Source organism: Nocardia sp. NPDC003963, from assembly GCF_053605105.1.
On record NZ_JBSGIP010000017.1, the window covers coordinates 71,867 to 86,872 of the forward strand.

Genomic DNA, 15,006 nt, shown 5'->3' on the forward strand with positions numbered 1-15,006 from the left:
GGATCACCCGCGCGAGCGCGCTGTCGACGGAGCGCGCGAATGCGCTGCGGGTGCGACCACCGCCCCTATACGTCGAGGAAGCGGACGTCCTTGGCATTACGGGTGATGAAGCTGCGGCGGGCCGCGACATCCTCGCCCATGAGAACGCTGAACAGCTCGTCCGCGGCGGCCGCGTCGTCCAACGTCACTTGACGGAGAACGCGCACCGAGGGATCCATGGTGGTCTCCCACAGTTCCTTCGGGTTCATCTCGCCGAGGCCCTTGTACCGCTGGATACCGTCGTCCTTGTTGATCTTCTTCCCGGCCGCCAGCCCGGCTTCGAGCAGACCGTCGCGTTCACGGTCGGAATAGGCGAACTCCGGATCGACCCGATGCCATTTCAGCTTGTACAGCGGCGGCTGCGCCAAGAACACGTGACCGTGCTCGATGAGCGGACGCATGAAGCGGAACAGCAGCGTCAGCAGCAGAGTGGAGATGTGCTGCCCGTCGACATCGGCGTCGGCCATCAGCACGATCTTGTGATACCGCAGCTTGGCGATATCGAACTCGTCGTGGATACCGGTGCCGAACGCCGTGATGATCGACTGGACCTCGGCGTTCTTGAGGACCTTGTCGATCCGGGCCTTCTCGACGTTGATGATCTTTCCGCGCAGCGGCAGGATCGCCTGGTACATCGAATCGCGACCCGATTTGGCCGAACCGCCGGCGGAGTCGCCCTCGACGATGTAGATCTCGGATTTGACCGGATCCTTGGACCGGCAGTCGGCCAGCTTGCCCGGCAGCCCGCCGATATCGGTCGCGCTCTTACGCCGGACCAGCTCACGCGCCTTACGCGCGGCGACCCGGGCCTGCGCCGAGGACACCGCCTTGTTGACGATGGTCTTGGCATCCGCCGGATTGGCCTCGAACCAGTGCCCGAGGTGTTCGTTGCAGGCACGCTGCACGAACGACTTCACCTCGGTGTTCCCGAGTTTGGTCTTGGTCTGGCCCTCGAACTGGGGCTCGCTCACCTTGACGCTGACGATGGCGGCCAGGCCCTCGCGGATATCGTCACCGGTGAGGTTGCCGTCTTTCTCCTTGAGGAGCTTCTTCTCCTTGGCGTACCGGTTGACCACCGTGGTCAACGCCGCCCGGAAGCCCTCCTCGTGCGTACCGCCCTCATGGGTGTTGATGGTGTTCGCGAAGGTGTGCACCGACTCGGAGTAGCCCGAGTTCCACTGCATCGCCACCTCGAGCTCGTGCCCGGGGCCTTTGCCGTTGAACGAGACCACCGAATTGTGGATGGGCTGCTTCGTCCGGTTGATATGCCGCACGAAATCCTCGAGACCGCCGGGATAGTGGTACGTGCGGCTCTTCACCTTGTGCTCGACCGGCGGCGTTTCGCCGTCGTCGTGCTTGGGTGCCTCGGCGGTCTCGCTGACCACCTCGTCGGTGACCTCGGTGGCGCTGACGCGCTCATCGGTCAGCACGATGGTCAGGCCCTTGTTCAGGAAGGCCATCTCCTGCAAGCGCCGCGATACGGTCTCGAAGTTGTAGGTCGTGGTCTCGAAGACCGCGGGATCGGCCCAGAACCGGATGGTGGTTCCGGTCGCCTTGGTCGGTTCGCCCTGGATCAGTTGCCCCGGGACCGCGTCCTTGTAGGTCTGGCTCCAGTGGTAGCCGTCGGTGGCGATCTCGGCTTCGAGCCGGCTCGACAGCGCGTTGACCACCGAGATGCCGACACCGTGCAGACCGCCGGATACGGCATAGGAATCGGAGTCGAACTTACCGCCGGCGTGCAGCTGGGTCATGACGACTTCGATGGTCGGGATGCCCTGGGCGTGCATGGCCACCGGAATACCGCGGCCGTCGTCGACGACCTGGACACCACCGTCGGCGAGGAGGGTGACCTCGACCTTGGTGGCGTGACCGGCCATCGCCTCGTCGACGGAGTTGTCCACGACCTCCCAGATCAGGTGGTGCAGGCCGCGCTCACCCGTGGAGCCGATGTACATGCCCGGGCGCATCCGCACCGCCTCGAGGCCTTCCAGGACCTTGATGGAGGAGGCACCGTAGTCCTGCTTGTCCGATGCGCTCGTGCCTGATGCTTTGGAGTCTTTGGCAGCCACTGGTCGGTAGCTCTCCTTACTTGCTGATCCCCGGGACGGCGGTGGGACAGCGCACGTGGGCCCGGGACCGATATAGAGGGCTGCACGCAACGCGCCGAGGGTATCGCCGCTGATTTACGTTTCCATCCTACTTCGCGGCCCAACTTACAGTGCACCTGCGACACCCCTGACGGCTTCCTGGATGCGAGAAATCGGACCGGCACGGGTCCCCTCGCGATCCGAGCCTTTGGAAGCATCAGATTCGGCCTCAGAGTTCACTGACGCGCAGCGGCCGGGAAAGCAGGCGGCGTTCCACGTGAAACCGCGCTCTAGCCGTAGGTGTCGCGCGGCCCGCGGCCACGGATATGACGTTGCCCTTTACGCCAGCTGGGCGCGGTCGGACCCGAGATACGCAGCGAGCGCACCACACCGGGCCCCACTGCCGCGGTGATCTTCGCCAGCAGCTGCGACTGCAGCAGACGCAACTGCGTCGCCCAAGCCGTGGACTCCGCCGCGACGCTGAGCACCCCGTTCTCGAGTTTCACCGGTTTCGCGTGCGCGGCGATGTCCTCCCCGACCACACCCGACCAGTGCCCGAACACGGTGCCCTCGGCAACCTTCGTGGACCACCCACGGCTACGCGCGATCGAGGTGGCGAGCTTGGACAGCGGCTGCGGATCACGGTCGTCGGGACGGGGACCGGACCAGCCACCACGGCGGCGGGCCCCGGATCGACCGGCGCGCCGCGGCGAGGAACGCCCCTGACCGACGGATTTCCCACTGGCCCGAGCGGCCGCCCGCGCCTCTTCCAGTGCCCGGCGGGCCAGGTCGACGCCGCGCAGTTCCGGTTCGGACGGCGGCGTCGCGCCGCCTGGCGTTCCGGACGGATCGGTCATCGCTGCTCCACTCACCGGTTCGAGTTATCCCCAGGTTCGACCGGTTTTCCTCAGGCTGTGCACATCCGGGCACCGAACTACGGCACCGCGGCAACCGAATCGGCCGAAGGACCGATCCAGAGGATAAATGCCCAGTTCAGGATGGGTATTTCGAGTGCCGGTGCCGGTTGTCACCGAGTGGACCCGGACGTCGGCCGGGATACGAGCCGACGACCTGGTCGAACAAGTTATCCACAGGCTGTGGATAACTGAGTTCTGATACCGGGCGGAGGATAACGGCCCGGTGCATCGGCTCACTCTACGAACGCCCCGCCCCGCATGCAAGGTGGTGCCGGGTGCGTGTCCGTCAACCCGGCGAATCGCCCGCGACTGCCTGCGGCGCTCCGCCTCCGGTAGCCGGGTGATCCGGCACGAAGCCGGATATCCGATGCTCCGGGTCGCCCGTGGTCGTCACCCGTAAGGTGTCGCCGATCAGTTCGGCGGGGACGTCCTCGGGCACCGCGGCGGTGATCAGCACCTGCTCGGCGGCGGCCGCCACGGCGGCCAATGCGGTACGGCGGCGCCGGTCCAGTTCGGCGAAGACATCGTCGAGCAGCAGCACCGGCTCGGTCCCGTCGGCCCGCTGCAGTTCGAAGGCCGCGAGCCGCAGCGCCAGCGCGAAGGACCAGGATTCCCCATGACTGGCGAACCCCTTGGCCGGAGTTTCACCGAGCATCAGATCCAGTTCGTCGCGGTGCGGTCCGACCAGGCAGATACCACGTTCGAGTTCCTTGGACCGCACCGCCGCGAGCTCCCGCAGCAGGATCTCCTCGAGCAATGCCGGATCGCCGGGTTCGGGCGGCCGGAGGGGATCGAGCAGCTCGGCCGGTAGGGCGCCGCTGCGGTAGCCGATGGCGGCCGGCCGGGATTCGGGCGCGAGAGCCGCGTACGCCCCGGCCAGATGGGGATGCAGTTCGTGGACCAGGCGGAGACGTTCGGCGAGCAGCACCGAAGCGTGACCGGCCAGGTGGCCGTCCCAGACGTCCAGCGTGCCGAGATCCGCCCGCGCGGACCGGCCGGCGGTTTTCAGCAGAGCGGATCGCTGCCGCAGTACCCGGTCGTAATCCGCGCGCACACCGGCGAGACCGGGCCGGCGCGCGGTGCACAGTTCGTCCAGGAAACGGCGACGCTCTCCCGGGTCCCCCCGGACCAGCGCCAGATCCTCCGGTGCGAACAACGCGGTGTGCAGGATCCCGAGGATCTCGCGCGGTCGGCGCGCTGGTGACCGGTTGATCTGGGCCCGGTTGGCGACGCCGCGGTTGATCTCCACATCGATACGCAGTTCCCGGCCCAGATGCACCACATTCGCGCCGATCCGGGCCTGTTCGGTACCGGACCGGATGAGCGGAGCATCCGCGGAAACCCGGTGCGACCCCAGTGTGGAGAGGTAGCCCAGAGCCTCCAGCAGGTTGGTTTTGCCGTTACCGTTCGCCCCCAGGAAAACCGTAGGGCCTGTGGATAACTCGATCTCAGCGCGCTCCCAGGATCGGAAATCACGCAAGGTCAGAGCACGGATATGCACCTGTTCACACCATCCGGGAAACGACAGCCCAGTTATCCACAGCTGTGGATAACTGGGGACGGCGCAGGTCGGGGCGATGGTTTGCGGGGGTATCGCTGCCGATCGCCGCTCGCAGACTACAGGGGCACCCGCGGTACCGCGTGGACGCGCGCCGGTTCGCCGCTACCGAACCCACGCCCGCTCAGCCCGGAAGCCGGACCGGCATCAAAAGGTAGATGTAATCGCTCTCCAGCGCCGGATACGCACCGGAATCGAGGGGCTCCGGCTCCTCCTCGCGAGCGGGCAGCAGCACCGCGGGGCGGCTGGGAGTGGTGAACCCGAAGGTGACCCGCTCCGAACGCAGTGCCGACAGCCCGTCGATCAGGTAGCCGGGGTTGAAGGCGATGGTCAGCGGTTCGCCCCGGAAATCGGCGGTGAGCCATTCCTCGGCGCGGCCGGCATCGTCACCGCCCGCCGACAGCAGCAGCCCTTCTCCGGAGAACTCCAGCCGTACCTGCGCGCCACGCTCGGCCACGAGCGCGACCCGCTTGATCGCCTCGGTGAGCGAGGCCACCTCCAGCGTCGCGATCGAAGTGTGCTCCTTCGGCAGCAGCTGGCGGAACTTCGGGAACTCGGCGTCGAGCAGCCGCGTCGTGGTCCGCCGGCCGCCGTTGACGATCCCCAGCAGCCCGTCGGCCCCGGCGCCGGACCCCAGCGACAGTTGCACGGGCCGGTCGGACGCACCCAGCGTCTTGGCTGCTTCGGACAAGGTGCGGGCGGGGATGAGCACCGCGGTCTCGATATCGGTACGTGCGGGGTTCCACTGGATATGCCGGACCGCCAGACGGAACCGGTCGGTTGCCGCGAGGACGACCTGCGGTCCCTCGATCTCGACCCGGATACCGGTCAGCATGGGCAGCGTATCGTCGCGTCCCGCCGCGACGGCCACCTGGCCGACCGCCTCGCCGAACACCTCGACCGCCAGCTCACCGCTCGACTGCGGGACCTCGGGCAATTGGGGATAGTCCTCCACCGGCATCGTCGGCAGCGAGAACTTGGCGCTACCGCACTGGATCAGTACACGACTGCCGTCCACGGAGACGTCCACCGGTTTGTTGGACAGCGCCTTGGTGATATCGGCCAGCAGTTTGCCGGAGACCAGGACGCGGCCGGGACCGGCGACCTCCGCGGCGACCCGCATCTGCGCGGAGACCTCGTAGTCGAACCCGGAGACGGTCAGTCCGTCCTCGTCCGCGACCAGCAGGACTCCGCCGAGTACCGGCACCGGCGGGCGAGACGGCAGACTGCGTGCCACCCAGGCGACCGACTCCGCGAAATCCTCACGCGCGACCCGAAACTTCATGCCTGCAAGGTCCATCGCCCGAGGTGTCCTCTCCCGTTCAGTGTGGATCGACGGCTGTACTGCCCCCGTGTATCCCGCTGTACCGACTCCGCCGCCGACGCGGGGCGCGCCGGCGATGCGGCGGCCGGGAATCCGGACCGCCCCGGAGTGTGGCACGAGCGGCCGACATCAGACCGTACCCCGTTTCGAGCGACCGGGTCGGCTGCCCCTCCGAGTGCAGGATACGTCGTCCGGTGTGGTCCGGGCCAGGCCGGGCGTGGCGACGGGGGTCCACCGGCTCGACCTGTGCCGATGGGCTGTGCACGACTGTGGATGGACACAGAACTCCCCCGCTCGTGACTCTGTCCACACTTGTCCCCCGGTATCGGTGTGCACCACTCCGGTACCCGTTCCCCGCTCGCCTCCTGCCCGGCAGTTCGGAACGAGCTCTTGGTGTCACTGCACTGCACAGCGGGAAAGAACGCGACACGGACAGAAGGGGAGCTCGCGCAACGTACCGCGCAGCGCGTTCGGATTCGCTCCACAGGAGACAGCGATGCCGGGCGCCCGAGGTCGTAATGCGTGCACGGATCTGAGCATCCGGAGCGAATCGGTATGTGGGTACCGGACCAGTGGCGCGATCTACCCCGGGGACAACCGACTCGTGGACGTGAGATCGGTTCCGGAGGGAGGGCTCCCTCGCTGTCCCTGTGTCGTTTTCGGCTTCGTGCGGTCGTCCGAGCCGTTCGAGACTTGTCCACACAGCCTGTTTTGAAGAGGAATTCTCTAGATGAAGAACAGGAGTAGTAATAGGCCCTGTGGAAACTGTGGATTTCCCCTGTTGTTCCAGTTCACACCGCGTGTCCGGCTGTGGATGGCTCGAGGATAACTCGAGGATGAATTCGCGGTGGCTGTGGACAGGTTTTGTTGTCCACACGGCGTCCACAGCTCGTCCCCAACTTGGTCCCCAGATTCCGGGCACTTGTACACACTGTGCATGGATCGGTGGACAACCTGTGGATTCCTCGAGGATTCCACAGGGATTCAACAGGTTGTCCCCAGCCCTCTGACCGGATCGTCGCTGTTCAGTAGCTGTGGACGAATTTGCCTGTGGAAACTGTGGATAAACAGCATGTGGACAAGTTGCCCACAGCAGCCCACTGAACCTGGGGATGCACCGGTGGACAACCTGGGGATTCCACAGGTGTGGATACCGGAAAACCCCAGTTCAGGGTCTCCACAGCCTGTTAGCGACACACCTGTGGATGGTTCCGACACACCGGCGGTGGTCGGATCGAGTTCGGTGCCGGGAAAACGAGGTAACTCGTCCGTCCAGCGAACCGGATTGCGCCGGTGGAACTTTCCGTCACCGGGTCCACGACGGTCATATCGAAGTGGGCGTGCTACAGCCGCGAACAGGCCCGAGCGCGGGCTACCGGAGGCGTGCGACGGGACAGCACCGAACAGGCGCGACGGATCCCGCCCGGATCGACACCGTGCGATCCTGCGCCGCCAATGGATCCGGGACTCCCCACTGCCTTCGACCACGGGGCGATGTGCGTGGGCCGGGCACCCTTCACAAGCCATTGCCGCTTCTCGGCGTGGTCGAAGGTGCTGGTACTGGCATATTTTCGACCCGCGACCGCTCGGCCCGGTTACCCGTAGTTCCGAGTCCCCTTGCCCGCGCTCGGCCGTTTCTCCATCGCCGCGCTCACCGAACCGATGAGCTCTTCGTGGATACGGTGGCCTTCCGGCGGCGAACGTATCCCGACGCCGTTGTCCCCGAACGCAACTCCGGAAGATCGGAGTCCACGGTTCGGCCGGCGCTGTGTGGAGCGATGGAAGCGCCCTCAGGCGACGCGGGTGGCTATACCCGGGTAGCTCAGTACGAGACCCGAATCGTCGAAGACCAATCGGCAGGCGAAATCGAGTGCGGGCGCAGCGTACTCGTAACACTGATGACCACCGTCGTCGGCGATACGCCGGTAGTGCTGTTCCAATCGTTCGACTGCCAGATCGGTGGCACGGACGTAGACCGCGGGCGCCGAGGCCGCGCCACCCACCGGCAGCGCGAGCCGGTGCACCGGCAGCGTGTTGGTCGACGCCGAGGATTCCAGGTCCACGTCGAGGCAGCCGTCCAGATGACGAGCCGCCGAGCCGTCGATCAGCCAGTGCCCGGGGCCGTCGGTCTCCAATAGCACCGATCGCCGCCCGGCCGCGGTACGGGCCGTCACCTGCGCCGCCCGGGTAGCCCAGCTCGGATCGATGGTGAGGTCGTATTCCACGAACCAGGCCTGTCCGGCCTCGACGGCGGTGGTGCAGCCGTTTATCGAATAGCCGCCGCGGTCGCGTCGCGGATAGGCGACCTCGAAGCCCGACCGCGCGTCCCGGTGAGCCCAGGCCGCCGTCGCCGGGAGTTCGGTGAACGACACGATTGCCCTACCTCTCCCGACCGCCGGCCGCCCGGTGGCGCGGCCACGCCGGCAGCGTATTCGGATCGCTGTCCCGGCACGATAGGATATCGGCGCGTATCGCCGCCACTCGATCGAACAGATCACCGCGGGAGCCGGAATAGACGCCTCGGCCGGAGTTCGTTGTGGACCCGGAAGCGGAGTCACCCGGTCGAAAATGTCACCGCGAGCGCTGTTTGATCCGGGCCGTGAGTTCCTGGACCTGGTCGTACACCCGGCGCCGCTCCGACATCTCCTTGCGGACTTTCTTCTCCGCGTACATGACTGTCGTATGGTCGCGACCGAAGGCCTGCCCGATCTTGGGTAGCGACAGATCGGTGAGTTCACGGCACAGATACATCGCGATCTGCCTGGCCTGGGCGAGCGGCCTGGCCTTACCCGGGCCGGTGAGCTCGTCCATCGAGGTGTTGAAGTACTCCGCCGTGACACCCATGATCGTGGACGCGGTGATCTCCACATCCTGTGATTCGGGCATGAGATCGCGCAGCACCACTTCGGCCACCGATTGATCCAGCGGCTGGCCGTTCAACGACGCGAATGCGGTGACCCGGATCAATGCGCCCTCGAGTTCGCGGATATTGCGCTCCACCCGGCTGGCGATCAACTCCAGCACATCGTGCGGTACGTCGAGGCGATCCATTCGCGCCTTCTTGCGCAGGATGGCGATCCGCGTCTCCAGTTCCGGCGGCTGCACATCGGTGATCAGGCCCCACTCGAAGCGAGTGCGCAGCCGTTCCTCCAGCGTGGCCAGCTGTTTGGGCGGGCGGTCCGAGGACACCACGATCTGCTTGTTCGCATTGTGCAGGGTGTTGAAGGTATGGAAGAACTCCTCCTGGATGCCTTCTTTGCCCTCGATGAACTGGATATCGTCGACCAGCAGGATGTCGGTCTCCCGGTAGCGGCGTTTGAACGCCACCTTCCGGTCGTCTCGCAGGCTGTTGATGAAGTCGTTGGTGAATTCCTCGGTGGAGACGTACTTGACCCGCATACCCGGGAAGAGACGCTGGGCGTAGTGACCGGCGGCATGCAGCAGATGGGTTTTTCCCAGGCCCGAGGCACCCCAGACGAACAGCGGGTTGTAGGCCCGGGCCGGAGCCTCGGCGATGGCGACCGCCGCCGCGTGGGCGAACCGGTTGGACGCGCCGATGACGAACGTTTCGAAGGTGTACTTCGCGTTCAGGCTGGCCGCGGGTTTCGCCGTATCGCCAGCATCGGGCGATTTCGCGAAGAAGGTGGGCCAGGAATCCCGGACGTTCACCACCTTCTCGTCCTCGGGATGCGCATCGGGTTCGGCTTCGACCCCGGAATCGCGGACGCTCTCACGCAGACTGTCGCGATCGGTATCGCGGATCCCGTCTCGTGCCGCGATATCGCCCGGGGCGAGATCGGGCGCGAACAGGGTCTCCTGCGCGGGCCGACCGGCGCGTCGCGGCGGCACCATCGGATCGAGTTCGGGGGCCGGATCCCGCAGCGAGGGTGCACCGCGCTCATGGCCGTTGGCCGCGGGATCGGCGATATCGCCGCGGCTGCCCCCGTAGGTATCCAGGTACTCCGCCGGTGGATACTCGCGGTCCCGCTCGTAGCCGTTGTCCCGCGGATACTCGGCGGCCGGTGCGTACTCACGTGGGTAGGGCCGCGCCGTCGGGTAGGGCTCGCGCCTCGGTTCCTCGGCCTCGTGGGGCAGCGCGGATTCGGCCGGGAAATCACCGCCGTGTGGCAGTTCGGGGAGGGTGGGCCGGCGTACCGGCTCGCCCCCGACCGGGTCGGGGGTGCGCGGGTGCGCCGGATTGAGCGGCAACTCACCGGTGAGCGGCAGTTCGGCCTCGTGCGAGAAACCGCGCCGCGCGTAACGTGGCTCGCCGGGAGCTTCCGGAGTGCGCGAGAATCCGGGTTCCGGCTGATATCCGCGGGCCGGGAAATCGCCGCCGTCGGAATCGCGCACACCGTCGACCGACCACGTGCGCCGTACTGGTCCGGCTGTGGGATAGGTAACGGGCGCCGGCCCGGGTCGGGGCGTGACGGCCTCCGGCCTGCTGGTCATCCGGGCGTGCCGCGCGGGGCCGGTATCGGTGCCGGCGGGTGCCGGTGCGGCGATGCGGACGCCGAGGCCCTCCACCTGCGGCCCGAGCCGCCGGGCGAGTGACCGGAGAATGGGTTCGCGCAGGTCGCGTTCGATGGCTTCCTGGGCGAGTGAGGACGGAACCGAGAGCAGCGCGAAGCCCTGAACGACCATCAGCGGTTTGACCAGCTTCAGCCAAGCCTGCTGAGCTCGGCTCACCGCGCCGATGGCGCCGTCGGGCGAACCGGTGGTCAACTCCGCGACCACCTCCGGCCACACGGTGGCCAGTACGTTCTGCTCGTCGTCCATCCAGTGTCCTCCCCGGGAGTCGGTTGCTCGGCGCAGACGTCCGGGGCTCGCGGTGCGTCTACTGTACTGGTTCGTCCCAGTGACACCGCATACGTCCGCACCACCGCTCGGCCGCATCCCGCGGACACGGCACCCGGGGACGCTGCCCGGAATCCCCGTTCTCCCGGCTGCGGCGTGGCACCTTCGGCTCTACGAATATGCCATTCACAGGGTATTTCCACACAATTATCCACAGGTGGGGACAATCTCGGCGGACCACCGCCCACGGTCGCGCGCTGTGCGCGGTCGGCGGGTAGCGCCCGGCCTGTTATCCCTGTGCGCCACCACGATCGCACGGTGACGACAGCAGCCGCGAAGCGGGTACCGTGGTCGCGTGGATCGCCACGACGGGGGCGAGTTTGACCCGGTAGAACTGGATAAGTACCCTCGTACAGTCACCCCCCGGCGTGGTGACAGTTCTGTGCTGACCGTTCGCCAGAACCACGGCGCCGGGTAGACATCGCAAGAATCACCGAAAGCTTCGGGTGCCGGAGGGCGCCCACCAATTCGAGGAGTGTTCACCGTGGCCAAGGGCAAGCGGACGTTCCAGCCGAACAACCGTCGTCGGGCGCGGGTCCACGGTTTCCGTCTCCGGATGCGGACCCGTGCGGGCCGCGCCATCGTTTCCGCGCGGCGCCGTAAGGGCCGCGGCACCCTCACCGCCTGATTCCCCGTCGAATTCGGTGTCCGATGCCGGGTCCGCCGAACCCAGTAACCCAAGCCGCCGGTAGCTGCACCGCAGCGGCGGCTTCGACGACCCCCGGGTGCCCGGGTGCTTCCTGAGCCGCACCGGTTACACGATCGTGCCGATTTCTCCCGAACGGTACGACGCGGCCGGCGAGCGGGAAAAGGTGATCTGGTCGTCCATGTATCGGCCGAACGGTCGGATCCGGCAGTGTCCGATGCGCAGGTCCGTTTCGGTGGACCGCGGTTCGGGCTGATCGTCAGCAAGGCGGTGGGCAATGCGGTCGTACGACACCGCGTGGCCCGCCGCCTGCGTCATATCTGTGCAGAACTGACCGCCGAGATCCCCGCCGAGGTGGATATCGTGATCCGCGCACTTCCCGGTGCCGCCACCGCCGACAGCGGTGAGCTCCGCCGGCAACTGGTGAGTGGTTTGCGCAAGCTCGGTGCCCTATCGGCTGTGACGCCGGGCGGCCGGGGTATTTCGCGATGAACGCCTCGAGCGCGTGCACAGCGGCCGCTCGGCGGTGGCCGGCGAATATCCTGATCTTTCTGATCGAGCTGTACCGGACCTATGTATCCCCCACCCGTATGCCCGTATGCCGATTCACGCCGACCTGCAGTGAATACGCGGTCACCGCATTGCGCACCCGTGGGCTGGTATTCGGTCTCGGATTGACGGCCGTGCGATTGGCCAAATGCGCCCCCTGGCACCCTGGTGGATGGGATCCCGTACCGGAGCGGCGGCGCAACGTCGGCCACGACGATCCGCGGCCCGAAGCTTGTAAGGGATCACCGCATGCGGTGATCGGTGACACTACCGACGGGAGTGCATAGAGCCGTGCTCGATTTCATCTACTATCCGGTGTCCTGGATCCTCTGGTTCTGGCACCGGGTCTTCGGCTTCGCCTTCGGGGCGGACAACGGCCTTTCCTGGGCGCTGTCCGTGGTGTTCCTCGTCTTCACGCTGCGTTTGGTGCTCTACAGGCCGTTCGTGAGACAGGTTCGCACCACCAAACAGATGCAGGAACTGCAGCCGCAGATCAAAGAGCTGCAGAAGAAGTACAAGAACGACCGCCAGAAGATGGCGGTGGAGATGCAGAAGCTCCAGAAGGACCACGGCTTCAACCCGCTCATGGGTTGTCTGCCGATCCTGGCGCAGGTGCCGGTCTTCCTCGGCCTGTTCCATGTGCTGCGTTCGTTCAACCGGACCGGCCACGGTTTCGGTCAGCTCGGAATGGACCCCTACACCAACGCGCACACTCCGAACTATGTCTTCAACGCCGACGATGTGCAGTCGTTCCTGAGCGCGCGTATCTTCGGCGCCCCGATCTCCGCGTTCATCACCGCCCCGGCCGACGAACTGCTGGCCTTCGCCGACTACGGCGGCGTTCCGAGCAAGGTCAGTATCGCCGCGGTCGCCATCCCGCTGATGATCATCGCCGCGATCGCCACCCACTTCAACGCACGGGCGTCGGTCGCCCGGCAGAGCGCCGAGGCCGCGGCCAACCCCCAGGCCGCGCTGATGAACAAGCTGGCGCTGTGGGTCTTCCCGTTCGGTGTTCTCGTCGGTGGTCCGTTCCTGCCCATAGCCATCCTGCTCTACTGGGTCTCCAACAACATCTGGACCTATGGCCAGCAGCACCTCGTCTTCGGCCGGATGGCGAAGGAAGAGGAAGCGAAGCGGCAGGCCAAACTGGAGAAGCAGGCCCAGAACGCGCCGAAGCCCGGTGCCAAGCCTGTCGATACCAAGAAGAAGCCCGCGAAGGCGGACGGTGAACCGGATGACGCCGAGTCGGCGGATGAAGGCACGGCGGAGACCAACGGTTCGGCGCCGACGAAACCGGCCAAGTCAGCCGGTAAGCAGCAGTCGGGCCAGCGACGTTCGAGCGGTCAGAAACGACCGGGTAACCGCGGCCGCGCCAATCAGAAGCGTCGGCGCTGAGCTACTCCCCCAGACCCCTTGTGATCGTGATCCCGGCCGGGGCGGCCGGAATCCGGCGAGCAGATAGAGGAAACATATGACTCTCGAGACCGAAGGTGGGGACGCCACCGTATCCACGACCGTCGTGGAGGCCGAGTCCGGCGATGCGGTGAGCGAGGCCGAGGAGGCGCTCATCGAGGAGGGTGAGATCGCCGCCGACTACCTCGAGCAGCTACTCGACGTGCTCGATTTCGACGGCGATATCGATCTCGACGTCGAGGGTGACCGTGCGGTGGTGAGTATCGACGGTGGTAAAGATCTGACGAAACTGGTCGGCCACAGCGGCGAGGTGCTCGACGCACTTCAGGAGCTCACCAGGCTGGCGGTTCAGCAGTCGACCGGTATCCGCAGTCGCCTCATGCTTGATGTGGCGGGCTGGCGCGCCCAGCGTCGGGCCGATCTCAGTGCGCTCGGTGCCGCGGCCGCGCAGCGTGTCCTGCAGACGGGTGCCCCTGAAGAGCTTGCTCCGATGACCCCGTTCGAGCGCAAGATCGTGCACGACGCGGTCTCCTCGATCGACGGTGTCGCGAGTGAGAGCGAGGGTGTCGAACCCAACCGCCGGGTGGTCGTCGTACCCGAGTGAGGCAGCCGGCCCCGAGTAGCGGGTGCGAGCTCAGCGACCGGAGGAGGCCCGGGTCCACGGACCCGGGCCTCCTCTGCATCCGGTGGCCGGACATCGTCGCCGCGCCGCGGCTACGGTTGGAGGTCGGTAGCGGATGATCCATGCAGGCAAACTTGTCACGACCACAAAGAAGGGTGTTTCACGTGAAACCTGATCTCGGCGATTCGGAGGCCGGACCACCGGAATCGCTGCCGCCGGCCGAAGCGCAGATCGTATTCGGTGACCGGTTGGACCTGGCACGTGAGTACTGGGCGGCCCTCGCCACCGCCGGGGTGGAGCGGGGACTGATCGGGCCCCGGGAAGTTCCGCGACTCTGGGAACGGCACATCCTCAACTGTGCGGTCGTCGGCGAACTGATCGGCGAGGGCGCATCGGTGGTCGATATCGGTAGCGGCGCCGGTTTGCCCGGGATACCGCTCGCACTGGCCCGTCCCGATCTCCGCATAGTTCTCGTCGAACCCCTGTTGCGCCGGACCGTCTTCTTGAAGGAATTCATCGACGCGGCGGGTCTTGCGGTCACTGTGGTTCGTGGCCGGGCCGAGCAGCCCGGCGTCATCCAAGAAGCAGGTGGTGCGGACGTCGTCACCTCCCGGGCGGTGGCTCCCCTGGCCCGCCTGGCGGAGTGGTCGATACCGCTGCTCCGCGACCACGGCCATATGCTCGCCCTCAAGGGTTCGAGCGTCACCGAGGAGCTGGAACGCGATCGCGCCGCGGTGGAGCGGGTCGGCGCGGGCAACTTCTCCGTACTGGAGTGCGGGGCCGGAATAGTCGCCACACCCACCGTGGTCCTGTCGGCGGAACGGCTTCGGCGCTCCGAACGCGCGCCGAAGAAATCCGCCCGACGCGCGGCGCGGGCGGAGCGCCGGGTCGGCCGTAGGTAGCAGTCCATCATCCGCGGCTCGGTCGGCGGTGAATGTTTCACGGGAAACATTCACTTGCCGCCGACTGTGAGTTGGGTGATCATCCGTCCCGG

The 15,006-nt window shown here is 66.5% G+C and carries 12 protein-coding genes; 6 read left to right on the forward strand and 6 right to left on the reverse strand.

What is annotated here, in order from left to right; translation table 11 throughout:
- Positions 1 to 65 precede the first annotated feature (65 nt).
- The 6 genes from gyrB to dnaA form a co-directional block, all read right to left on the reverse strand.
- Positions 66 to 2,108, reverse strand: a complete 2,043-nt coding sequence (gene gyrB / locus ACWEWT_RS23945) for a DNA topoisomerase (ATP-hydrolyzing) subunit B (protein WP_452562106.1) — start codon at positions 2,106 to 2,108, stop codon at positions 66 to 68.
- A gap of 308 nt (positions 2,109 to 2,416) precedes the next feature.
- Positions 2,417 to 2,983 carry a DUF721 family protein gene (locus tag ACWEWT_RS23950; protein ID WP_452562108.1) on the reverse strand — a complete coding sequence of 189 codons (567 nt, stop codon included), beginning with the start codon at positions 2,981 to 2,983 and terminating at the stop codon, positions 2,417 to 2,419.
- A gap of 346 nt (positions 2,984 to 3,329) precedes the next feature.
- Positions 3,330 to 4,544, reverse strand: a complete 1,215-nt coding sequence (gene recF, locus ACWEWT_RS23955; protein ID WP_452562110.1) for a DNA replication/repair protein RecF — start codon at positions 4,542 to 4,544, stop codon at positions 3,330 to 3,332.
- A gap of 181 nt (positions 4,545 to 4,725) precedes the next feature.
- A complete protein-coding gene (dnaN, locus tag ACWEWT_RS23960) occupies positions 4,726 to 5,901 on the reverse strand; it encodes a DNA polymerase III subunit beta (protein ID WP_452562111.1) in 1,176 nt (391 codons plus the stop codon).
- A 1,814-nt stretch (positions 5,902 to 7,715) separates the two neighbouring features.
- A complete protein-coding gene (locus ACWEWT_RS23965) occupies positions 7,716 to 8,297 on the reverse strand; it encodes a putative glycolipid-binding domain-containing protein (protein ID WP_452562113.1) in 582 nt (193 codons plus the stop codon).
- Between the two features lie 199 nt (positions 8,298 to 8,496).
- Positions 8,497 to 10,821, reverse strand: a complete 2,325-nt coding sequence (gene dnaA, locus ACWEWT_RS23970; RefSeq protein ID WP_452562115.1) for a chromosomal replication initiator protein DnaA — start codon at positions 10,819 to 10,821, stop codon at positions 8,497 to 8,499.
- Positions 10,822 to 11,266: 445 nt separating this feature from the next.
- Here dnaA and rpmH point away from each other — a divergent pair, with 445 nt between their 5' ends.
- The 6 genes from rpmH (at position 11,267) to rsmG (ending at position 14,914) form a co-directional block, all read left to right on the forward strand.
- Positions 11,267 to 11,410, forward strand: coding sequence for a 50S ribosomal protein L34 (gene rpmH, locus ACWEWT_RS23975; protein ID WP_058854877.1), 144 nt, complete (start codon positions 11,267 to 11,269; stop codon positions 11,408 to 11,410).
- A gap of 105 nt (positions 11,411 to 11,515) precedes the next feature.
- The gene (gene rnpA / locus ACWEWT_RS23980) at positions 11,516 to 11,920 is read left to right on the forward strand and encodes a ribonuclease P protein component (RefSeq protein WP_452562117.1); all 405 of its coding nucleotides are present in this window, start codon (positions 11,516 to 11,518) and stop codon (positions 11,918 to 11,920) included.
- Positions 11,917 to 12,264 carry a membrane protein insertion efficiency factor YidD gene (yidD, locus tag ACWEWT_RS23985; RefSeq protein ID WP_452562119.1) on the forward strand — a complete coding sequence of 116 codons (348 nt, stop codon included), beginning with the start codon at positions 11,917 to 11,919 and terminating at the stop codon, positions 12,262 to 12,264. Before rnpA ends, yidD begins: the two co-directional genes overlap by 4 nt.
- 4 nt (positions 12,265 to 12,268) lie before the next feature.
- Complete coding sequence (yidC, locus tag ACWEWT_RS23990; protein ID WP_452562145.1) at positions 12,269 to 13,372, forward strand: membrane protein insertase YidC; 1,104 nt, start codon at positions 12,269 to 12,271, stop codon at positions 13,370 to 13,372.
- A gap of 76 nt (positions 13,373 to 13,448) precedes the next feature.
- Positions 13,449 to 13,994: a Jag family protein gene (locus ACWEWT_RS23995; protein WP_452562120.1), complete on the forward strand. Its 546-nt coding sequence runs from the start codon at positions 13,449 to 13,451 to the stop codon at positions 13,992 to 13,994.
- A gap of 173 nt (positions 13,995 to 14,167) precedes the next feature.
- Positions 14,168 to 14,914 (forward strand): 16S rRNA (guanine(527)-N(7))-methyltransferase RsmG, encoded by a 747-nt coding sequence (rsmG, locus tag ACWEWT_RS24000; RefSeq protein ID WP_452562122.1) that lies wholly within the window; start codon positions 14,168 to 14,170, stop codon positions 14,912 to 14,914.
- Positions 14,915 to 15,006 lie beyond the last annotated feature (92 nt).